The sequence below is a fragment of the Bacillus sp. DHT2 genome (genome assembly GCF_026241455.1).
GTDB classification, from domain to species: Bacteria; Bacillota; Bacilli; order Bacillales; family Bacillaceae_G; genus Bacillus_A; species Bacillus_A pseudomycoides.
In genome coordinates, this window is the sequence record NZ_JAPHWH010000006.1 from 59,401 (window position 1) to 76,377 (window position 16,977).

Genomic DNA, 16,977 nt, shown 5'->3' on the forward strand with positions numbered 1-16,977 from the left:
AAATATATATAGAAGAAACTCATTCCAAATGGAAGAGTGGAGAAATAACAGCTGTTATGTTCATGGAAATGTTAGAACTAAAGAAAAACACGTTTTATAAAATAATGAAGGAATATGAAGAAGCAAAGTAGCATCTCACCTATTGGAAGTGCTACTTTGCCCCCAGTTGTAGGAACGCTGGTACTACCTCTAAATGTGAAAGAAGTTTTTTAAAAAATGTATACAATTTTATTGACACATTTAAATAGGATTAAGTTGTATTTTAAATAAAAAACAAAAATTTTCAAATCTTTCATAAAGTGTACTTTTTGACATAGCATATAATTTTTATAAAAAATAAAGTCTATTCCCCCTTTTCGGGGGATAGACAAAAACACCCAAGTTGCAAATTTTAAAAGTATACTTTATTTAGATCCTACCTGATAAAGCTGTAAACTTAATTAGTACAAAAAATAAGCACTTTAGACTTCAATTATTATGGGGAGAATCATTGGTTTTCTTTTTGTATGTGAGTATATAAAATGGCCAAGTGTTTCTCTTAATTCTCTTTTCAGAACATTCCATTGATTAATATTTAATTTTTGTAAATTGTTAATAGTTTCCACAACTAGTCGGTTAATTTTCTTTAGGAAATCCTCTGAATCACGAACATATACAAATCCACGAGAAACCGTGTCTGGTCCAGAAATTATTCTCGCTTCTGTTTTACTAAGAGTGATAACTATCACAAGCATACCATCTTCAGAAAGTTGTTTGCGATCTCGTAATAAAGCATTTCCAACGTCTCCAATACCTAATCCATCTACATATACATTCCCGGCAGGTATACGTCTAGATTGATTGGCAATCTGATTTTTTATATCGACAACATCACCATTACCAATAACATAGATATTCTCTTTTTTAACACCAACGGACTCTGCTAGTTGACTGTGATGATGTAACATTCTAAATTCGCCATGGATAGGAATAAAATATTGGGGTTTTATTAAAGTAAGCATTAATTTTAATTCCTCTTGATAGGCATGTCCAGAAACATGCATTCCTGTTGAACTTCCTGATCCATAAATAACATTGGCTCCCAATAGAAATAAGTTATCTATAATACGTGAAACATTACGCTCATTTCCTGGTATGGGAGTTGCAGATAAAATAACAGTATCATCAGGTAAGATATCAACTTGTCGATAGTTTCCACTGGCTAATCGAGACAGAGCAGCCATAGGTTCACCTTGACTACCAGTGCAAAGGATAGCTATTTTTTGGGGATCCATTCGGTTGATTTCACTTGCTTCAATTAACATTCCTTCAGGAATATTCAAATATCCTTGTTCTAAAGCAACAGAAACTACATTTACCATGCTTCTCCCAAGCAAAGCAAGCTTTCTATCTGTTTTTAAAGCGGCATCTACGATTTGTTGTACACGATTCACGTTAGAAGCAAAAGTAGAGATAATAACTTTTCTACGAGCCTTGATAAATGCTTCTTCAATCCGTTCACCTACTGATCGTTCCGATGGGGTAAATCCAGGCCGTTCGGCATTTGTGCTTTCAGAGAGTAGAGCTAAAACACCTTTGCTTCCAATATTGGCCATTTTATGAATGTCTGGATATTGATTATTTACGGGCGTCAAATCAAACTTGAAATCGCCTGTATGAACTACTGTACCTTCTGGGGTATGAAAAGCAATCCCGAGGCAATCAGGAATACTATGATTGGTTTTAAAAAAGGTTAGATTTATCTTTCCGAAATCAATTAACGAATCAGAATCAATAACAAACAACTGTGTTTGATTTTGAAGCCCATGTTCTTTTAATTTAATTTCTATTAATCCTAGAGTTAATTTCGTTGCATAAATTGGTACATTCAGTTGTTTTAAAAAATAAGGAATACCTCCAATATGATCCTCATGTCCATGTGTAACAACTAAACCACAAATTTTATTCTTATTTTCTTGCAAATATGTAATATCAGGTATAATCAAATCTATTCCTAATAAACTTTCATCTGGAAATTTAGAACCACAATCAATGATCACAATGTCATCTGAATATTGTATTACATACATGTTTTTTCCTATTTCATTAACGCCACCTAAAGCAAAAATAGATAGTGTATTTTCTACTGTACTCAAAATGAATACCTCCTTTTTGAAAACACCCAAGTATGTCCGAATTAATATAGAAATGTTTAAATTGAGGTTCATGACCAATCATTTATAAAGCGTTGATCATGATAGTCTCAACGCTCCATATCTTTTAATCCTGGACTATGTCATTAGCTTAAAATATAAGTATCGCGACATAGCTATTAACGTAGGTTTTTAATCTATTCCTAAAGAGGAAGAAGTAAATATCACGCACAAGGATTAGTTGCTAGATATATGGATTAACCAACAGATCGTAAGTACCAACAATCATGCAATTATTTGATAGAAGAAACTCATTCCAAATGGAAGAAACTCATTCCAAATGGAAGAGTGGAGAAGTAACAGCTGTTATGTTTATGGAAATGTTAGAACTAAAGAAAAACACGTTTTATAAAATAATGAAGGAATATGAAGAAGCAAAGTAGGATCTTGCCTATTGGAAATGCCACTGTGCCTCCAGTTGTAGGAACGCTGGTACTACCTCTAAATATGAAAAAAGTTGTTTTTTTAATGTTAATAATAGCTAACAAAAAGAAATTGGAGCTCGCTTACTGTTTTATAAAATACGGAAAATTTGTTGTTTCTCGGTTTATTACCTGAAGAAAAAGAATGACATTGAATCATCTCTTTTCAGTTAACCTAAAAAGTATAAATACTTTCTAGATATATAAATCCAACCATGATGCTGCTTATGCCAAAAGTCTAGTAATCACCCCATTTTATTGATTATACTGGGGTTCTTCTTGTTGAACTTCTTGAATGCGTGGGTCTAAAGAATCAATAATTGTCTGTGTTTGCTGAGCTGCATTTTGATACAGTTGTTTTGCTTGCTGATTGTCAGTATCAAGAACAAATCCTTCTAAACTTGCTTGAGCACTTTTTAATCCGGAAATAGTTTGTTTAAGCTTAGTAATTACTGTCATAATTAAATACCTCCTTATAAGTATGAATTCACTACTTAGAATAGCTATTTTCTACCAAAATATGTTTTCTAAATATTGGTTATTTTTATAAATACATTGACTAAGATTTAAAAAATACTAAACGAATCGTACAGAATAAGCCATGTTAGAGGATTATTAAATACGAAGGGAAGTTGCACAATTAAAATGGGAAAAACTGTTTCGATACAGCTATAGAGTCATTAAGAATAATAAAAAACTCGCGACTAAAAGACGAGTTTTTTATTATTCACGATAGTTATTGGTTTTGATTCCCTTGTTTCTTTTGGTTGTTAGGTGTAATTTCATCGGCAAACTCCATATTTGCCAAGTTTACTTTGGATGGAATAAATGTTCTTGTTGTATTTTGAACACCTTGGAACATACGTTGGATAGGTCTCATCATATTTGAATTACGTGTTGCTACTACACTAAAGAATGTTCCTAATCCTAGTAAAGAAACCCAAATCCATCCTCTATTATTTCGTCTATTTCTAAACAATTTAAACATTTGCTGAGTTCTTCTTCCAGAATTGAATAATGACAGCAAGAAGTTAAGAATATTCATTTTTTACCCCCTGTAAAAAAGTTAGGAAAAAGAAGCACTAAGTTCAATTTCACATGCTTTATATTGCATTGTTTTATAGAAATTTATGATGCCAACTTATGCTAATCCCTCTTCATTTTTCTTTCCTAAAAAGCCTAAGATTTCCTAAATATTTTTTATTGAAAATATGCAAGATAATAGTAACAGATATTCAAAAGTGAAAATGAAAGCAAGTTGAAAAGCTATGTACTAACGATTTTAAATTTTATCGATCCAATATATTATAAATTCAGTCGCTTAACTTATAAATAAAACTCACAAGGACAATATTTTACGTGTAAGGCTTACTCGATACAAAGGGAAAGCTGTTACTCTTTTTGATGGAACCTAAATAAAGAAGAATGATATCTTGGTTAAAATCCATTTACACAATGTTTATTTATTAAACGAAATGAAGTGCTTTAATAATCATGTTAAAAAAGGACGATTTATTTATCAACATGTTAAAAAGACCTTGCTTGGCCCTAAAATCATTCTAGGACAGATGAGACTTAAGGGATGATTAGGATTTCCATGTTAAACAAAGGAGCTGACCGATTAGGTTTTGAATTTGTTTCTATTTCTGATCCTTTTAACAATGGTATAAATGGTTAGCATTTATACCAATATGTTTATAATCTAATAATAATTCAATTTTTTATTATGCATCATTTTTTGAAAGTTGCTTTTTTTCTTTAAAGAAGAGTTAGGAATGATTTCAGATTATTGAGGTGATTAAATACATGCCAATGTTGGATGTGGACGGTAGTAGTCTGTATTATACCGTTAAGGGAAAAGGAATTCCTATTGTTTTTATTCATCCTCCTGTACTCACTTGTGTGAATTTTGAGTACCAAATAGAGGAATTATCTAAAGAGTTTAAAGTGATTGCTTTTGATATTAGAGGACATGGAAGGAGTCAATATTCAAGACAACCGATAACCTATCCGCTGATTACCCAAGATATTAGACGTTTATTGGATCATTTGGAAGTCAAAAAAGCCTTTATATGCGGATATTCGACTGGAAGCTCTGTTGCATTAGAATTTTTGTTAACTTATGCCGAATATGCCTTAGGGGGTATTCTAATAGGAGGAATGTCAGAAGTAAGGGATGGATACCTAAAGAATAAAATTTCACTAGGCGTGAAACTTGCGAAAACAGGCGCAGTTTTATTTTTAGCATGGTCTATTTCATGGGGCAATTCAAATACGTATAAATTGTTCAGAAAGATGTTTAAAGAAGCTCGAAAAGGAAATGCCCAAAATATCGAGCAGTATTATCGTTATAGTTTGCACTATAACTGTACTAATCAGATTAGAAGCATTGAGCTTCCGGTTTTGTTGGTTTATGGTAAGAAAGATAAATCATTTTATGATCACGCGAAACTACTGCATAGGAAGTTGCCATGTAATGAATTAAAATTCGTTGATAATGCAAAGCATCAAATTCCTACAAAAGCAGCGAAGGATTTGAATGAAATGATTAAGCAGTTTGTTTTTATTCATACCATGGTCAACAGATTTCCCAACTAAATGCAGAGTGCTAAAAAAAGTGAAGTAAACAAAAAATAACTCCAAAATCAACTTTTAGTGTATATTTTGGAGTTACTTGACGTTTACATATATTTAATTCTGTCATACTAACGGGCATTACTATGTTTGTATAGATGATTCATACCCAAAGCAGCTAAAATAACCATAGACATTGTAACAGAATAATGATATCTTCCTGCAACTTCTACCAGCATTTGCGCCATTGTTAAACCAATAGCATAAAGACAAATAAAGAGCGCTGCTGATTTATTCTTATCTTTTAATGCAATAAATACACCTAACAGTGAAATAACAATTAAGAAACAATAAAAAATATCACATATAATCATATATCGGATCTGATGGTCTAATACCGGGATCGCGTATAAAACTGCTGCCCTATCATGACCTAAGAAAATAATGAATTTATCAAAAAATAATTTAGCAAAATCAATATTATCATTTTTCAATCTATCCTTTGTATCCTCTAACATCTGTTCTTGAGCATCATTAGCAGTCCAGCCTTCTTTCTCATTATAATACATAAGTAACTTTGAGTCTTCTTCATTCCACGTTCCTAAGCTTTCTTTGTTAAACCCTACATACATGTTATACCCAGGTGCTTTTGCTATTTCTTCGCCTAATCGTGCAGTTGTATAGTTGTGTACAACTGAAGAAAACACAAAATAGCCAGCTAACACCGTTGCTATATATACATTTTTTTTAAAAAGGGTATTTTTATGACCAAGATGTTTTATATCAATAATAAATACCCAAACAATTAATGCAATAATAGGTACCGCTGCAATTGGGCGTACCATATTCATTAATGCAAGCAATAGGGACAATAAAAGAGAGTAAAAAATAAGCTTTATCATACCTATTTTAGATAACTTTTCATCAATAGTAATCATAATAACCCAAATTAACAATAGCTCAGTGCAATAAAGGGGTTCCGACATTGCAAACATATTATAAATTGTTTGTGAAGGTAACAGAATCCAAAATATACTCGCTATGGTTGCCGTTCTTACTCCATCAATTTTTCTACCTATGAAATATATTAATGCCATTGATATCGTAGTTAGAATAACATTCACAATAGGTGGAATCATATAACTTGTTCCAAATATTTTGAAGAAAACACTTAAAAATAATGAGTATCCGAAAATATGTGGAAATAATGCTACATACCGACTCTCAATTTGGAAATTTGCACTTAAAGCTTCTGCTGTATTATAGAAAGTTGCATAATCGACAAGTGGTTCAATTTTGTACAAACAAATCCATGTTACTTTCACTACAAAACAAGTAAGTAGTAATATAATAAAACATTTCTTTTCATTTAACTTTTCAAGATATAAAGAACTTTTTCTTAACATAAAGGTTCCTAACGTACATAAGACTAGAAAACCCAATAATAAAATCATATAATTATCTTTTTTTATATCTGTAAAATAAGTAAATATTAATACCACAGCAAAAATCCCATAGAGAGCATATATAAAACGTGTTGAAAAATTAGAAAATCCTTTTAAAAGTGTAAACAACCTTGCCACTCCTTTATTTGTATTCAGTTCCGATGTCATACAATTAGCCACTGCATATACTTGGCTTAAATTATAAATCGTTAAAGTAATAATCATCGATTTATACAAAAAACTTAAGATGGTTATTATACATATATTTACTATATTTTTTATGAAAATGAGGATATTACATTATGAAGAAATTTTTAAAGTTTAGCTTAATAGGAGTATTAAATACGCTTATCACAATTATTAGCTATATATTTCTCATTAAAATTGGTATGAATTACCTTATCGCCAACTGCTTTGCTTATTTGGTTGGTGTTGCTAACAGCTATTATTGGAACAAAAATTGGGTTTTTGAATCGAAAAATATAGATTTATCATTATTTTTCAAATTCCTAACTGTAAATTTAATTGTATTAACTTTTAATACAATTAGCCTGTTCATATTAGTTGATAAACTTTTCATAAATAAGTTTATCTCACAAATTTTTTCTATCAGTGTTGGTATGATTATGAACTTTTTCCTTAATAAACTTTGGACATTCAACGAACAAAACCATTTCCAATAAATTAATATATTGCTGCTACAAGGAGGATAAAAACTTGGAGAAACTTATTTCAATCATCGTTCCTATGTATTTTGAAGAAGAAGTAGCACAAGAGTGTTATAATTGCTTAAAGTCTGTTACGCTACAAAATAATATTAATTATGAATTTGTCTTTGTAAATGATGGTAGTACCGATCGGACAATGGAAATTTTAAAAGGTATTTCAGCCGAAGATCCTCGTGCTAAAATCGTAAACTTTGCTCGTAATTTTGGACATCAAATAGCTGTAACAGCAGGAATTGATGTTGCCAAAGGTGATGCTATCGTAATCATTGATGCTGATTTACAGGATCCACCTGAAGTCATCCCAGAACTTATTGCAAAATGGGAAGAAGGTTATGAGATTGTTTATGCGAAAAGAAAACAGCGTAACGGTGAAACTTGGTTTAAACTTGTTACAGCTAAATATTTCTACTGCTTTTTAAATTACATGTCTGATATCGATATTCCTAAAGACACAGGTGACTTCCGTCTTATCGATCGCAAAGTAGCAGATGTATTCAAACAAATGAAAGAACGAAATCGTTTCGTACGTGGAATGATGTCTTGGATTGGATTCCGCCAAACATATATTCAATACGAAAGAGATGAACGTTTTGCGGGTGAAACGAAGTATCCATTAAAGAAAATGATACAATTTGCTTCAGACGGAATTATCGCATTTTCTACAAAGCCACTAAGAATGGTTATGACTTTAGGTTTAATCTCTGTATTAATTTCTATTGCAGTTTTAATATACTCGGTTATCGTTAAAATTATCGGACAAGACATCCAAACTGGATGGGCTTCTCTTATGGTTGCCATCACATTCTTCAGCGGTATGCAACTGCTCGGTCTTGGTATTGTTGGTCAATATATCGCTCGTATTTATGACGAAAGTAAGAATCGACCAATTTATGTTGTAAAAGAGACTGTGAATATAGAAGAAGATGATGTAACTTTATACAATAAGGAAAAAACAAATATATCTTAAATATAATAAAAAGGATTGTAGCATGTGTATCTCACTGCTACAATCCTTTTTATCATTTAGATTAAATGAAGAATTCTATCTAGTATTTGAGCCACTTACTATTCAGAGTACTGCCGAGCCCCATTTTGAGCAAAATAATGGAATTTCTCATCAATTATATTCCAACCTGTATACATGTAATAACAATGAGTATTTAAGTAGTATGTGTTATTTCCTTTGTATAAGTGACCGTTTTCCATTCTTCCAGAAACACTAAAATGATACCACTTTCCTCCAATATTTTGCCATCCTGTTCTACGCCTACATTTATATAAGAATTTTCTTGTTTGTAAAAAATTGATAGCAAATTGATTACCAAGGGGATAATTTCTTTCGTTTTGGAAATTTTATAAGTAAACTTTTTAAGAATTTCTTGAGGTGAAGTGAATGTTTTCAACCCAGAACAATCAAGAAAAAAAGTTACTTGTTTTTGCAGCAATTATACTCATTCTTTATTTGTCTCCTTTATTTATTCTTGGAGAAAATGCGCATATTCGTGTTCATGATAATCTTGATTCCAATTTGTCCTGGTATAAGGTTTTGGCAAGGAGCGGGGAGATAATAGGTCCGATTGATGCTACAATTCCACAGGTGATAAACAATCAATTATCAAGAAATGCATTTAGCACGGAATTTAGTGGTATTGTTTGGTTGTATGCTTTTTTTCCAAATATGGTTGCATATGCATTAAGTCAGATGATTACAAGAGTGGTTGCTTTTATAGGGATGTATCTTCTTTTAAAACATCATTTTTTATCTAGAGAGGAATGGATGTTCATTTCAGTTGGAGTTTCATTGGCTTTTTCTCTTACTCCTTTTTGGCCTTCAGGAATGCTTAGCACTCTCGGAATGCCTCTTGCACTTTGGGCATTTTTAAATATTCGAAAAGGAGAAAAGTCGTGGAAGAACTATTTCGTACTCACTCTTATTCCTCTATATTCGAGTATTGTTTTAGGTTTTTTCTTCTTTTTAAGCGGGATGGGGATTCTTTGGTTATTGGACGTAGTAATAAAGAAAGAATGGAACTTTCGTTTTCTTTTTTCAATTGTTTATATGACGCTCATTTACATGATTGTAGAATATCGCTTAGTATCTTCCGTCTTATTATCCACTGCACCTAACAGCAGAGATGAATATTTTCATGCAAGATTATCGTTATGGCGGTCTCTCCGTCTTACAGTGAAAAATTTTATTTTAGGACATAACCATGTCATGACAGTCCATACATTTGTTATTTTACCTGTCATACTTATTGCGTTGTATTTTATCATTTCCAAGAGGAGATGGAAGCAAGAAAAAGTCTTTGTTTATTTGTTCTGGTTTAACATAGTATTGTCAATTTGGTATGCTTTTTGGTTTTATAAAGGTTGGCTTCCATTAACAAAACGTTTTCACATTTTGGATACGTTTAATTTTGCACGTTATCATTTTTTGCGCCCGTTAGTTATTTATGTTTTATTTGCTCTTGGATTAAAAGTTTTATGGTTACAAGGGAAAATATGGAGACACGCTGTGACAGGTTTTGTGATAGCTCAAATTATTTTGTTAAGTTTTTTTAATGAGGAAATTATTTTTCAAAGTAAACCTTCGGTAAAGGAATTTTTTGCAGAAAAACAATTTCAGGAGATAAAAGAGTATATCGGTTTACCTTTGGAGCAGTACCGTGTCGCTAGTGTTGGTTTACATCCTGCTATCGCTCAGTACAACGGATTCTATACACTTGATACATATAACAATTTTTATCCGCTATCATATAAATATGAATTTCGAAAAATAATCGAAAAGGAACTAGCGAAAAATAAAACGATTCGTACGTATTATGACGAGTGGGGTGGCCGCTGTTATATTTTCACCGATGAACTTGGAAAACACTATATGTTTAAGAAAAACTCGAAAAAACGCTTGGAAAATTTACAACTAAATATAGAGCATTTTAAAAAAATGGGTGGTCGATACATGTTTTCTGCTGTCCCTATTGAAAATGCAGTAGAAAACAATTTATTCCTTGAGAAAGTGTTTACATCAAAGACATCCGCTTGGAAAATTCATTTGTATAAAGCGATCTAGATGAGTGAAATAGATTGCCTCTCTCGATGTAAATTCATAAAAACCAAACTAATATTTAGATGCAATATTAGTTTGGTTTTTACTATTTCCATTAAAGGGATATTTTCTTGAATAAGAGAAAGGATTATTCGTCAGTAAATCGAAGTTAATTTCAGAAGATGTTATTTAGTTTAGCATAGGGACGTACTACTCAACATTAAGGAGGAAATCGATTATGAGCGACACACAGACATTACGAGGACTAACTACAGTCAGTTTTTGGACGGATGATCTAGCAGAGGCAAAGAAGTGGTACGCCGAGCTATTAGGCATCGACCCATACTTCGAACGTCCAGGATATGCCGAGTTTCGCCTTGGCGACTACCAGCCCGAGCTGGGCCTAATCGATAGCCGCTATGCGCCCGATGGTTCAACGACCGGTCCGGCCGGTGCTGTAGTGTACTGGCACGTCGACGATGTAACAGCAACTTTCGAGAAGCTGCTGTCTATGGGAGCGAAAGAGTACGAGGCACCTACAGAGCGCGGCGAGGGGTTCATCACTGCTTCCGTGGTCGATCCCTTTGGGAAGAACATTCTAGGCATTATGTACAATCAGCACTATTTGGAGGTTCTAGGTTCAATCAGAAAAGTTTGATCCTCGCCTTCAGTATTCACAGTTCACTGAGGTTTGGCAAGTTGCACTGTGGGACATAGCAATTATCTGTGCAGTGGCAGCTGTCTCGATTTATGTTATGCTTACCCTAACTGTTCGATACTCAACTACTATTCTGGAGACAAAAAGCATAAGAAGAGTGAAAAGGTGAAAAGGATTTCACGAGGTAATATTAGTAAAGGATTATTCCAGAATAGGGCGCGATTGTGCAATAACACTTAGATTTAAACGACGTGATTGTTGTATTTTTAAGTGTAGTGAAGTATTTTACATCAAAAATTAAACAACTTTATTTTAACCCCTTCTTAAAATCAGAACGGGGTTATACGTGTTTTAGATTTTAAAATTTAATAATTTCATTGTCATTTTACATTATATCCATTAAGGTATTTAACATGATTTAGTTTCACTGCTAAATAGATTCCTCTATATTCACTCTTTTATTCATTCTTTTTTAACAACCGATTATGTAGTTTTGAAAGGGTAAGTAATGCGAGAATCGAACCAACTAAGGCAAGCGACATATCCCATTGTGCATCCCACATATCACCTTGTGTACCTAAAAAGTCTTTAGCTGCTGTTCCTCCCTTTGTTATTTTAAAAGCCAACCATTCAATAATTTCGTATAATGCAGCGATAGCAAGCGAAATACTTATACTAATCGTAACTAACCAAGGACCTTCGGTTAGTTGAGTTTTCCGTAATAATATTTCTCTTATCACAATTGTAAACAAGCCTTTTATCAAATGTCCAAATCGATCATAATGATTTCGATTTAAATCAAAGACATCTTTTATCCAATTAAAAAGAGGAACCTTTGAGTATGTGTAATGACCGCCGATGAACATTATAATGGCTAGTATTGCAATAACGATATAAGAGAGAGTAGTAAAGCGAAACTTATTGTATATTGCAATTATAATGATTAGACCGAGAACGGCAGGAATAGCTTCCGCTGCCCATGTCGAGTATCTTGCAGGCTTAATAACAGACCATATAAAAACTGCAGTAACAATTAATAATAAAAATAGATGAATCATTTTACTTTTGTCTCTTATCACTTTTTTCACTCCTATTGAAAGGTTTTCTGCTTAAAGTATTTGAAAAAACACAGTTTCGTATACAAAGTACTTGGCACTGTTTGCCTTAGTTTACACTTAAGAACAGCTCTTTTAATGGGGAAAGTGTTTTTGTCTAGTAGATATTCACAATGAAAATAGACATATTCACAGCCTTCGTAAACTGCTCTAAAAGGTGTAGCTCTATATCAATGTCAAGTTAAGAATGCCAAGAGAATATAGGGGAGTGTGCTTTCTATAAATTTTTGTGACTAAACTAAAAATGTACATAACCAGTAGGAGGAGCATTATCACGTTAAACATGTTCAATTTGCAACTATATATTATTTATCTATTTAAACGGAGTAGAATAATAAGAAAAGGCATGCACACTACATATTTCTCTTTCGTGAGGGAATGATATTTATATAACAATTCAAAAATAAAGGAGAGCATCTGCATGAATTATAAGATGTTTAGGTCTATCAATCGTCTAGCTGGTCGTAACTCAACATTGGATACATTTATGATATTTATTTCACAAAAGACTCGATTCCTGTACATTTTCTTATTAACCTTAATGTGGTTTAGAAACAATTCCTACAAAAAAATTATTTTATTTGCAGGGGTGTCAGTAGGGTTCTCATTATGTATAAATCGTTTTATCCAGTTCTTTTATTTTAAACCTCGTCCGTTTGTTATACATCGTGTGCGTTTACTTATCCCATCAAAGAATAATTCCTCATTTCCTAGTAAACATACAGCCGTAGCATTTGCCTTAGCAACCTCCGTCTTACTCCGTGAGCGTTTATTTGGCTCAATCATGTGGTTCTTAGCAATTTTGACAGGTTTTTCACGTATCTGGCTAGGGCATCATTATCCATTTGATATCATAGGAAGTGCCTTCATAGGAATCTTAACCAGTATAGCTATTGGCAATACTACATATTTATTTAATTCTTTTATTACCTGGATTATAAATGTATATAGAAAATTAATTTTTGTGGATTTGAAACATTCCTGACGATATCTTTGATAAATCACAGCACATAATTTTGCACATTTTTTACTAAAGTTACTCTTCTTTGAAATACATTTTGCGGTAAACTCACAAATATCTAGGAAATCCCTTAATAATTGAATTTGATTCTAATTTGATATAAAGGAAAAAAACGTTAAAAAAACTGTAGCATATTCTTTTTCTTTAAGTAGAAGATAATAGCATAAATATTTCTCTGAAAGGAGCAATAATCACTTGAAGAAAAGAAAATATCTACTTGCTATCATGTCTACTATTTTATCTGTAGGTTTCTTGTGCGGTTGCACTGGCGTTGATGAGAATGAGCCAGATCCAACTGAAGAGCCTTCTGAAGAAATTCAAGAAAAGAATAATCAATAACAGGTTAATGTAAAGATTATCATTGGCTTACAGCGGATTCTTAAATATAGGAGAACCTAATTGAAGTAGAACAATATAGAGTAATCCAATAGAATAAAAAAAGAAAAAATACCTCTTATACCTTATTTTATTAGATATGGTACAAGAGGTGTTTTCTGTTTATGGGTACATTTCAGAAATTTATACAGTTACTTCTTGTTTCCTAAAAATTGTCATTGTAACCATGCTACTTACCTTTTCAAAATACTCATGCTAAGCATCCTGATTTTAAAACAAAAAGTTTTTAAAATATAAAATGTGCAAAATAAAGAACCGGTAGCGGTTCTTTATTTTGCACATTTTCATTTTTTATCTATGTAGAAATATTTAAGTATAGAAAAGGCTTAGCTATAAAAATTAAAACATTTACTTTCTACATAAACTAATCCCGCAACCAACTAGGAAATCAAAATCTAACCGTTGTCTTCGTTAGTCAAGTAACCGTAATTAAAACTAGCTCCCTGTTTACTTATTATTGAGTAATAAGAATACTTAAGTAGTTTGAAGTAAATATTATAACTGTTACAAATCAAAAGGAGGTCATTATAATGAACAAACAAAGAGCACAAGAGATTGCCGCTTCACCAGTCATGGCTAATGTAACGTATAATGGAGTTCCAATTTATATTCAAAATGTGGCTGAAAATAATGAAACAGCTAGAATTTATCCTCTTAATGAACCCAAGAATGAACAAGAAATTCCTTTATCCAACTTAATAGAACATTAATTGGTTACATGTTACCTCAATAAATAATTACTCAAACATACAAGCACCACTTACAATGGTGTTTGTATGTTTGAGTAATCTTATTTTCTTCTAGCTAATTAGGTTAATAAGGATAAAAAACATTTTTGATTGGTGGTTACAATCCTCTTTAATAAAGCAGCAAAAAAACTACCAAAATTATGGTAGCATTTACTAAATAAATGACTTATTTAAATTAGTGATAACGATGTACCTCCAACGGCACCAGTAAAAATGTAAAAACATGCCTCGTTAGTTTAAGGGGCGCTCAAGCAAGCTTAAGTTCCCTTTCATTAAATTCAAAAGATGAAGAAGTAAAACGTGTTTTTCATGAATGTATGTTAGAAATGGACAGCGTCATTGCTGATTTAAAGGATAGAGTTTCCGTATTAGAACGTGAAGAACCTCAATATAAAGGGTTTTAAGTAGACTGGAGGAAATTACTATGTCTCACCTACCCGAATGGACGCTTGTCATTCTCCGCTCTGTATTCATATTAATTGTTTTATTTACTATCACAAAATGTTTAGGAAAAAGGCAAATCTCTCAACTTTCCTTTTTCGAGTACGTAGCTGGGATGACAATCGGTGGTATCGCCGCTCAAGTATCTACAGGGCTAGACCAAAAAATTTTCCATGGCGTCTTAGCCATACTTATTTTCGCTTCGGTACCTTTTTTCGTAGGAATTCTTTCCTTAAAAAACAAAGCCGCGAGAGATTTCTTTGAAGGTAAGTCTACAGTTTTAATAAAGGATGGCAAAATACTTGAGGATAATTTAAAGAAAGAAAAGTATACCAGTGATGAATTACTTGAACTTCTCAGAGGAAACGGATCCTTTAGTATATCCGAAGTAGAATTTGCCGTCTTAGAACCAAGCGGAGAATTAAATGTATTATTAAAGAAAGAATCTCAACCACTTACAGCAAAAGATATTGGCTTGAAAGTACCAAATAAAAAGGAACCACAAACTGTTATTATGGATGGAAATATACTAGATGAACCTCTTTCAGCTAGTGGGCATAACCGCGCTTGGTTACATTCAGAACTAGAAAAACTCGGTGTTGTCATTGAAAATGTCTTTCTCGGTCAAGTTGATTCATACGGACAACTTACTATCGACATTTATAATGATAAACTCCAAATGCCTTCTCCTCAAAACAAACCTTTATTATTAGCATCTTTAAAAAAATGCCATGCTGATCTTGAACTATTTTCTTTAGAAACGAAATCAAAAACAGCAAGTGAAATGTATAGTAAAAATGCACAACAAATTGAAGCTATTTTAAACAAGGTAACCTACCTTTTAAAGAAATAAAAAAGGACGTTCTCACAAACGTCCTTTTCTCAGAGTGTCGGAAAACCCTTTAGGGTTTCCCAACACTCTGACATCTTTGTAGATTTTAGCAAATGAAAACAATAAATGAGGATGGATTTGGGCTTCTTTACTAGGATTAGGAACCGTTTTTGGTGTATTAGCAACACGTAATTCAAATATGACGAGACCTATCCAACGTATGTTCCAAGGTTTTTAAAATACAACAAGAACATTTATTCCATCCAAAGTAAACTTGGCAAATATGGAGTTTGCCGATGAAATTACGCCTAACAACCAAAAGAAACAAGGTAACAAAAACTAATAACTATTACCATTACAATACAAAAATTCCATCAAAAAACAGTGAAATAGATAGCCGGTTCCTTAACGTACAGGAAACCGGTTAACTTGTGTCTAAACGTACAATTTTCTTTTTTTGATATGGTGACCCCTCGTAGGTAATATGAATATAAAAGATTAGAATCTTAGCGGATTTGGCAGGGGTATTTATAAGCTTTATCACCTTTTATATAGACATATAATTATTTACTTATGTTATGATTTTAAAAAGGGCCTAAGAATTATATATTAAAAAGAACGGAGGGATAGGTTTGTTGGATCAATTGCTAATTGTAGGTATATATCTTTTAATAATTTACATGTGTACATATGTTACGCTCGAATATCAGAAAAATAAAATTAGTAAGCAGCACTTTCTGATATGGTTAGTTTTTATTTTTTTAACAGGACCTTTAGGATTTATCATTTATATCTTTTGGGATAAGAAAAAGAGTACAAACTTTAAATAAGAAAATCTAATGTGAATTTTATGTAAAGGTGAGACTTTTTCGTTGAATACATAAGCATATAGTTATATACTTATTTAGAAAGAGAGAATAAAGCACTTTATTTTTACACAACATATAAGCGTATGCTTATGTAATTATAACAAGGTAGGTGTAGATATGGAAAAAACAATTGTAGAGGTAACAAGAGCATCCCAATTTCTGAAACTATTAGGAGACAAAACAAGGTTAACAATTGTATCAATCCTTAAACAACGTGAATGCTGTGTCTGTGAGCTTCTCGAAGTATTTGATATGAGCCAACCTTCTATCAGCCAGCATCTTCGAAAGTTGAAGGATTTAGGTTTAGTGCAAGAAGAGCGTAGAGGTCAGTGGATTTATTATTCTTTAAATCAAGCAAGTGATTTATATGCGCTTTTAGAAGATATTTTAGCGCATGTATCTGACCAAACAGAGAAAATTAAACAAATTGAGAAGAGCAATCCTACACTCCGGTGTGGTTGTTAATAAATAGTTAGAAAGGGAAGT

General features: G+C 32.3%; 17 protein-coding genes and 5 pseudogenes. 15 read left to right on the forward strand and 7 right to left on the reverse strand.

Annotation, left to right across the window (positions count from 1 at the left end; all coding sequences use genetic code 11):
- Positions 1-8: 8 nt before the first annotated feature.
- A pseudogene (locus ORL93_RS16050) lies at positions 9-131 on the forward strand (recombinase family protein); the annotation flags it as partial.
- Between the two features lie 330 nt (positions 132-461).
- On the opposite strand, the gene ORL93_RS16055 reads toward ORL93_RS16050, so the two are convergent.
- A complete protein-coding gene (locus ORL93_RS16055; protein WP_265959210.1) occupies positions 462-2,135 on the reverse strand; it encodes a ribonuclease J in 1,674 nt (557 codons plus the stop codon).
- A 317-nt stretch (positions 2,136-2,452) separates the two neighbouring features.
- Between ORL93_RS16055 and ORL93_RS16060 the strand changes: the two are divergent.
- Positions 2,453-2,575: pseudogene (locus ORL93_RS16060) on the forward strand (recombinase family protein); the annotation flags it as partial.
- Between the two features lie 294 nt (positions 2,576-2,869).
- Here the strand turns inward: ORL93_RS16060 and ORL93_RS16065 are convergent.
- Both ORL93_RS16065 and ORL93_RS16070 read right to left on the reverse strand, forming a co-directional pair.
- Positions 2,870-3,073, reverse strand: coding sequence for a DUF1657 domain-containing protein (locus ORL93_RS16065; protein WP_265959211.1), 204 nt, complete (start codon positions 3,071-3,073; stop codon positions 2,870-2,872).
- A 277-nt stretch (positions 3,074-3,350) separates the two neighbouring features.
- Positions 3,351-3,659, reverse strand: a complete 309-nt coding sequence (locus ORL93_RS16070) for a hypothetical protein (RefSeq protein ID WP_265959212.1) — start codon at positions 3,657-3,659, stop codon at positions 3,351-3,353.
- Between the two features lie 430 nt (positions 3,660-4,089).
- Between ORL93_RS16070 and ORL93_RS31530 the strand changes: the two genes are divergently transcribed.
- Complete coding sequence (locus ORL93_RS31530) at positions 4,090-4,200, forward strand: hypothetical protein (protein ID WP_373926169.1); 111 nt, start codon at positions 4,090-4,092, stop codon at positions 4,198-4,200.
- A gap of 220 nt (positions 4,201-4,420) precedes the next feature.
- On the forward strand, positions 4,421-5,212 hold the full coding sequence (locus ORL93_RS16075) for an alpha/beta fold hydrolase (protein WP_265959213.1): 792 nt from the start codon (positions 4,421-4,423) through the stop codon (positions 5,210-5,212).
- Between the two features lie 107 nt (positions 5,213-5,319).
- Here the strand turns inward: ORL93_RS16075 and ORL93_RS16080 are convergent, their stop codons facing one another.
- Positions 5,320-6,762: a glycosyltransferase family 39 protein gene (locus ORL93_RS16080; RefSeq protein ID WP_265959297.1), complete on the reverse strand. Its 1,443-nt coding sequence runs from the start codon at positions 6,760-6,762 to the stop codon at positions 5,320-5,322.
- A gap of 173 nt (positions 6,763-6,935) precedes the next feature.
- Here ORL93_RS16080 and ORL93_RS16085 point away from each other — a divergent pair, with 173 nt between their 5' ends.
- Together ORL93_RS16085 and ORL93_RS16090 are read left to right on the forward strand one after the other, a co-directional pair.
- The gene (locus ORL93_RS16085; protein WP_265959214.1) at positions 6,936-7,316 is read left to right on the forward strand and encodes a GtrA family protein; all 381 of its coding nucleotides are present in this window, start codon (positions 6,936-6,938) and stop codon (positions 7,314-7,316) included.
- A 34-nt stretch (positions 7,317-7,350) separates the two neighbouring features.
- Entirely contained in the window at positions 7,351-8,328 is a 978-nt protein-coding gene (locus tag ORL93_RS16090; protein WP_265959215.1) for a glycosyltransferase family 2 protein, read from the forward strand.
- A 98-nt stretch (positions 8,329-8,426) separates the two neighbouring features.
- On the opposite strand, the gene ORL93_RS31390 is transcribed toward ORL93_RS16090, so the two are convergent.
- Entirely contained in the window at positions 8,427-8,669 is a 243-nt protein-coding gene (locus ORL93_RS31390) for a hypothetical protein (RefSeq protein WP_369124019.1), read from the reverse strand.
- An 85-nt stretch (positions 8,670-8,754) separates the two neighbouring features.
- Between ORL93_RS31390 and ORL93_RS16095 the strand changes: the two genes are divergently transcribed.
- Both ORL93_RS16095 and ORL93_RS16100 read left to right on the forward strand, forming a co-directional pair.
- Entirely contained in the window at positions 8,755-10,434 is a 1,680-nt protein-coding gene (locus tag ORL93_RS16095; protein WP_265959216.1) for a DUF6044 family protein, read from the forward strand.
- Between the two features lie 214 nt (positions 10,435-10,648).
- Positions 10,649-11,068 carry a VOC family protein gene (locus tag ORL93_RS16100; RefSeq protein ID WP_265959218.1) on the forward strand — a complete coding sequence of 140 codons (420 nt, stop codon included), beginning with the start codon at positions 10,649-10,651 and terminating at the stop codon, positions 11,066-11,068.
- Between the two features lie 458 nt (positions 11,069-11,526).
- Here the strand turns inward: ORL93_RS16100 and ORL93_RS16105 are convergent, their stop codons facing one another.
- Positions 11,527-12,147, reverse strand: a complete 621-nt coding sequence (locus ORL93_RS16105; RefSeq protein WP_265959219.1) for a DUF2238 domain-containing protein — start codon at positions 12,145-12,147, stop codon at positions 11,527-11,529.
- 457 nt (positions 12,148-12,604) lie between these two features.
- Here ORL93_RS16105 and ORL93_RS16110 point away from each other — a divergent pair, with 457 nt between their 5' ends.
- On the forward strand, positions 12,605-13,168 hold the full coding sequence (locus ORL93_RS16110) for an undecaprenyl-diphosphatase (protein ID WP_265959220.1): 564 nt from the start codon (positions 12,605-12,607) through the stop codon (positions 13,166-13,168).
- A 44-nt stretch (positions 13,169-13,212) separates the two neighbouring features.
- Here the strand turns inward: ORL93_RS16110 and ORL93_RS31535 are convergent.
- A pseudogene (locus ORL93_RS31535) lies at positions 13,213-13,287 on the reverse strand (hypothetical protein); the annotation flags it as partial.
- 112 nt (positions 13,288-13,399) lie between these two features.
- Here ORL93_RS31535 and ORL93_RS16115 point away from each other — a divergent pair.
- From ORL93_RS16115 to ORL93_RS16140, 6 genes and pseudogenes are all read left to right on the forward strand, one after another.
- Positions 13,400-13,543, forward strand: a complete 144-nt coding sequence (locus tag ORL93_RS16115) for a hypothetical protein (protein ID WP_265959221.1) — start codon at positions 13,400-13,402, stop codon at positions 13,541-13,543.
- Positions 13,544-14,130: 587 nt separating this feature from the next.
- Entirely contained in the window at positions 14,131-14,310 is a 180-nt protein-coding gene (locus ORL93_RS16120; RefSeq protein WP_002161935.1) for a small acid-soluble spore protein H, read from the forward strand.
- Positions 14,311-14,561: 251 nt separating this feature from the next.
- Positions 14,562-14,753, forward strand: a pseudogene (locus ORL93_RS16125) (DUF1657 domain-containing protein); the annotation flags it as partial.
- Positions 14,754-14,773: 20 nt separating this feature from the next.
- Positions 14,774-15,643, forward strand: coding sequence for a DUF421 domain-containing protein (locus ORL93_RS16130; RefSeq protein ID WP_265959223.1), 870 nt, complete (start codon positions 14,774-14,776; stop codon positions 15,641-15,643).
- 115 nt (positions 15,644-15,758) lie between these two features.
- Positions 15,759-15,965 (forward strand): annotated as a pseudogene (locus tag ORL93_RS16135) (hypothetical protein).
- Positions 15,966-16,608: 643 nt separating this feature from the next.
- Positions 16,609-16,956: an ArsR/SmtB family transcription factor gene (locus ORL93_RS16140; protein WP_265959224.1), complete on the forward strand. Its 348-nt coding sequence runs from the start codon at positions 16,609-16,611 to the stop codon at positions 16,954-16,956.
- Positions 16,957-16,977: the final 21 nt, after the last annotated feature.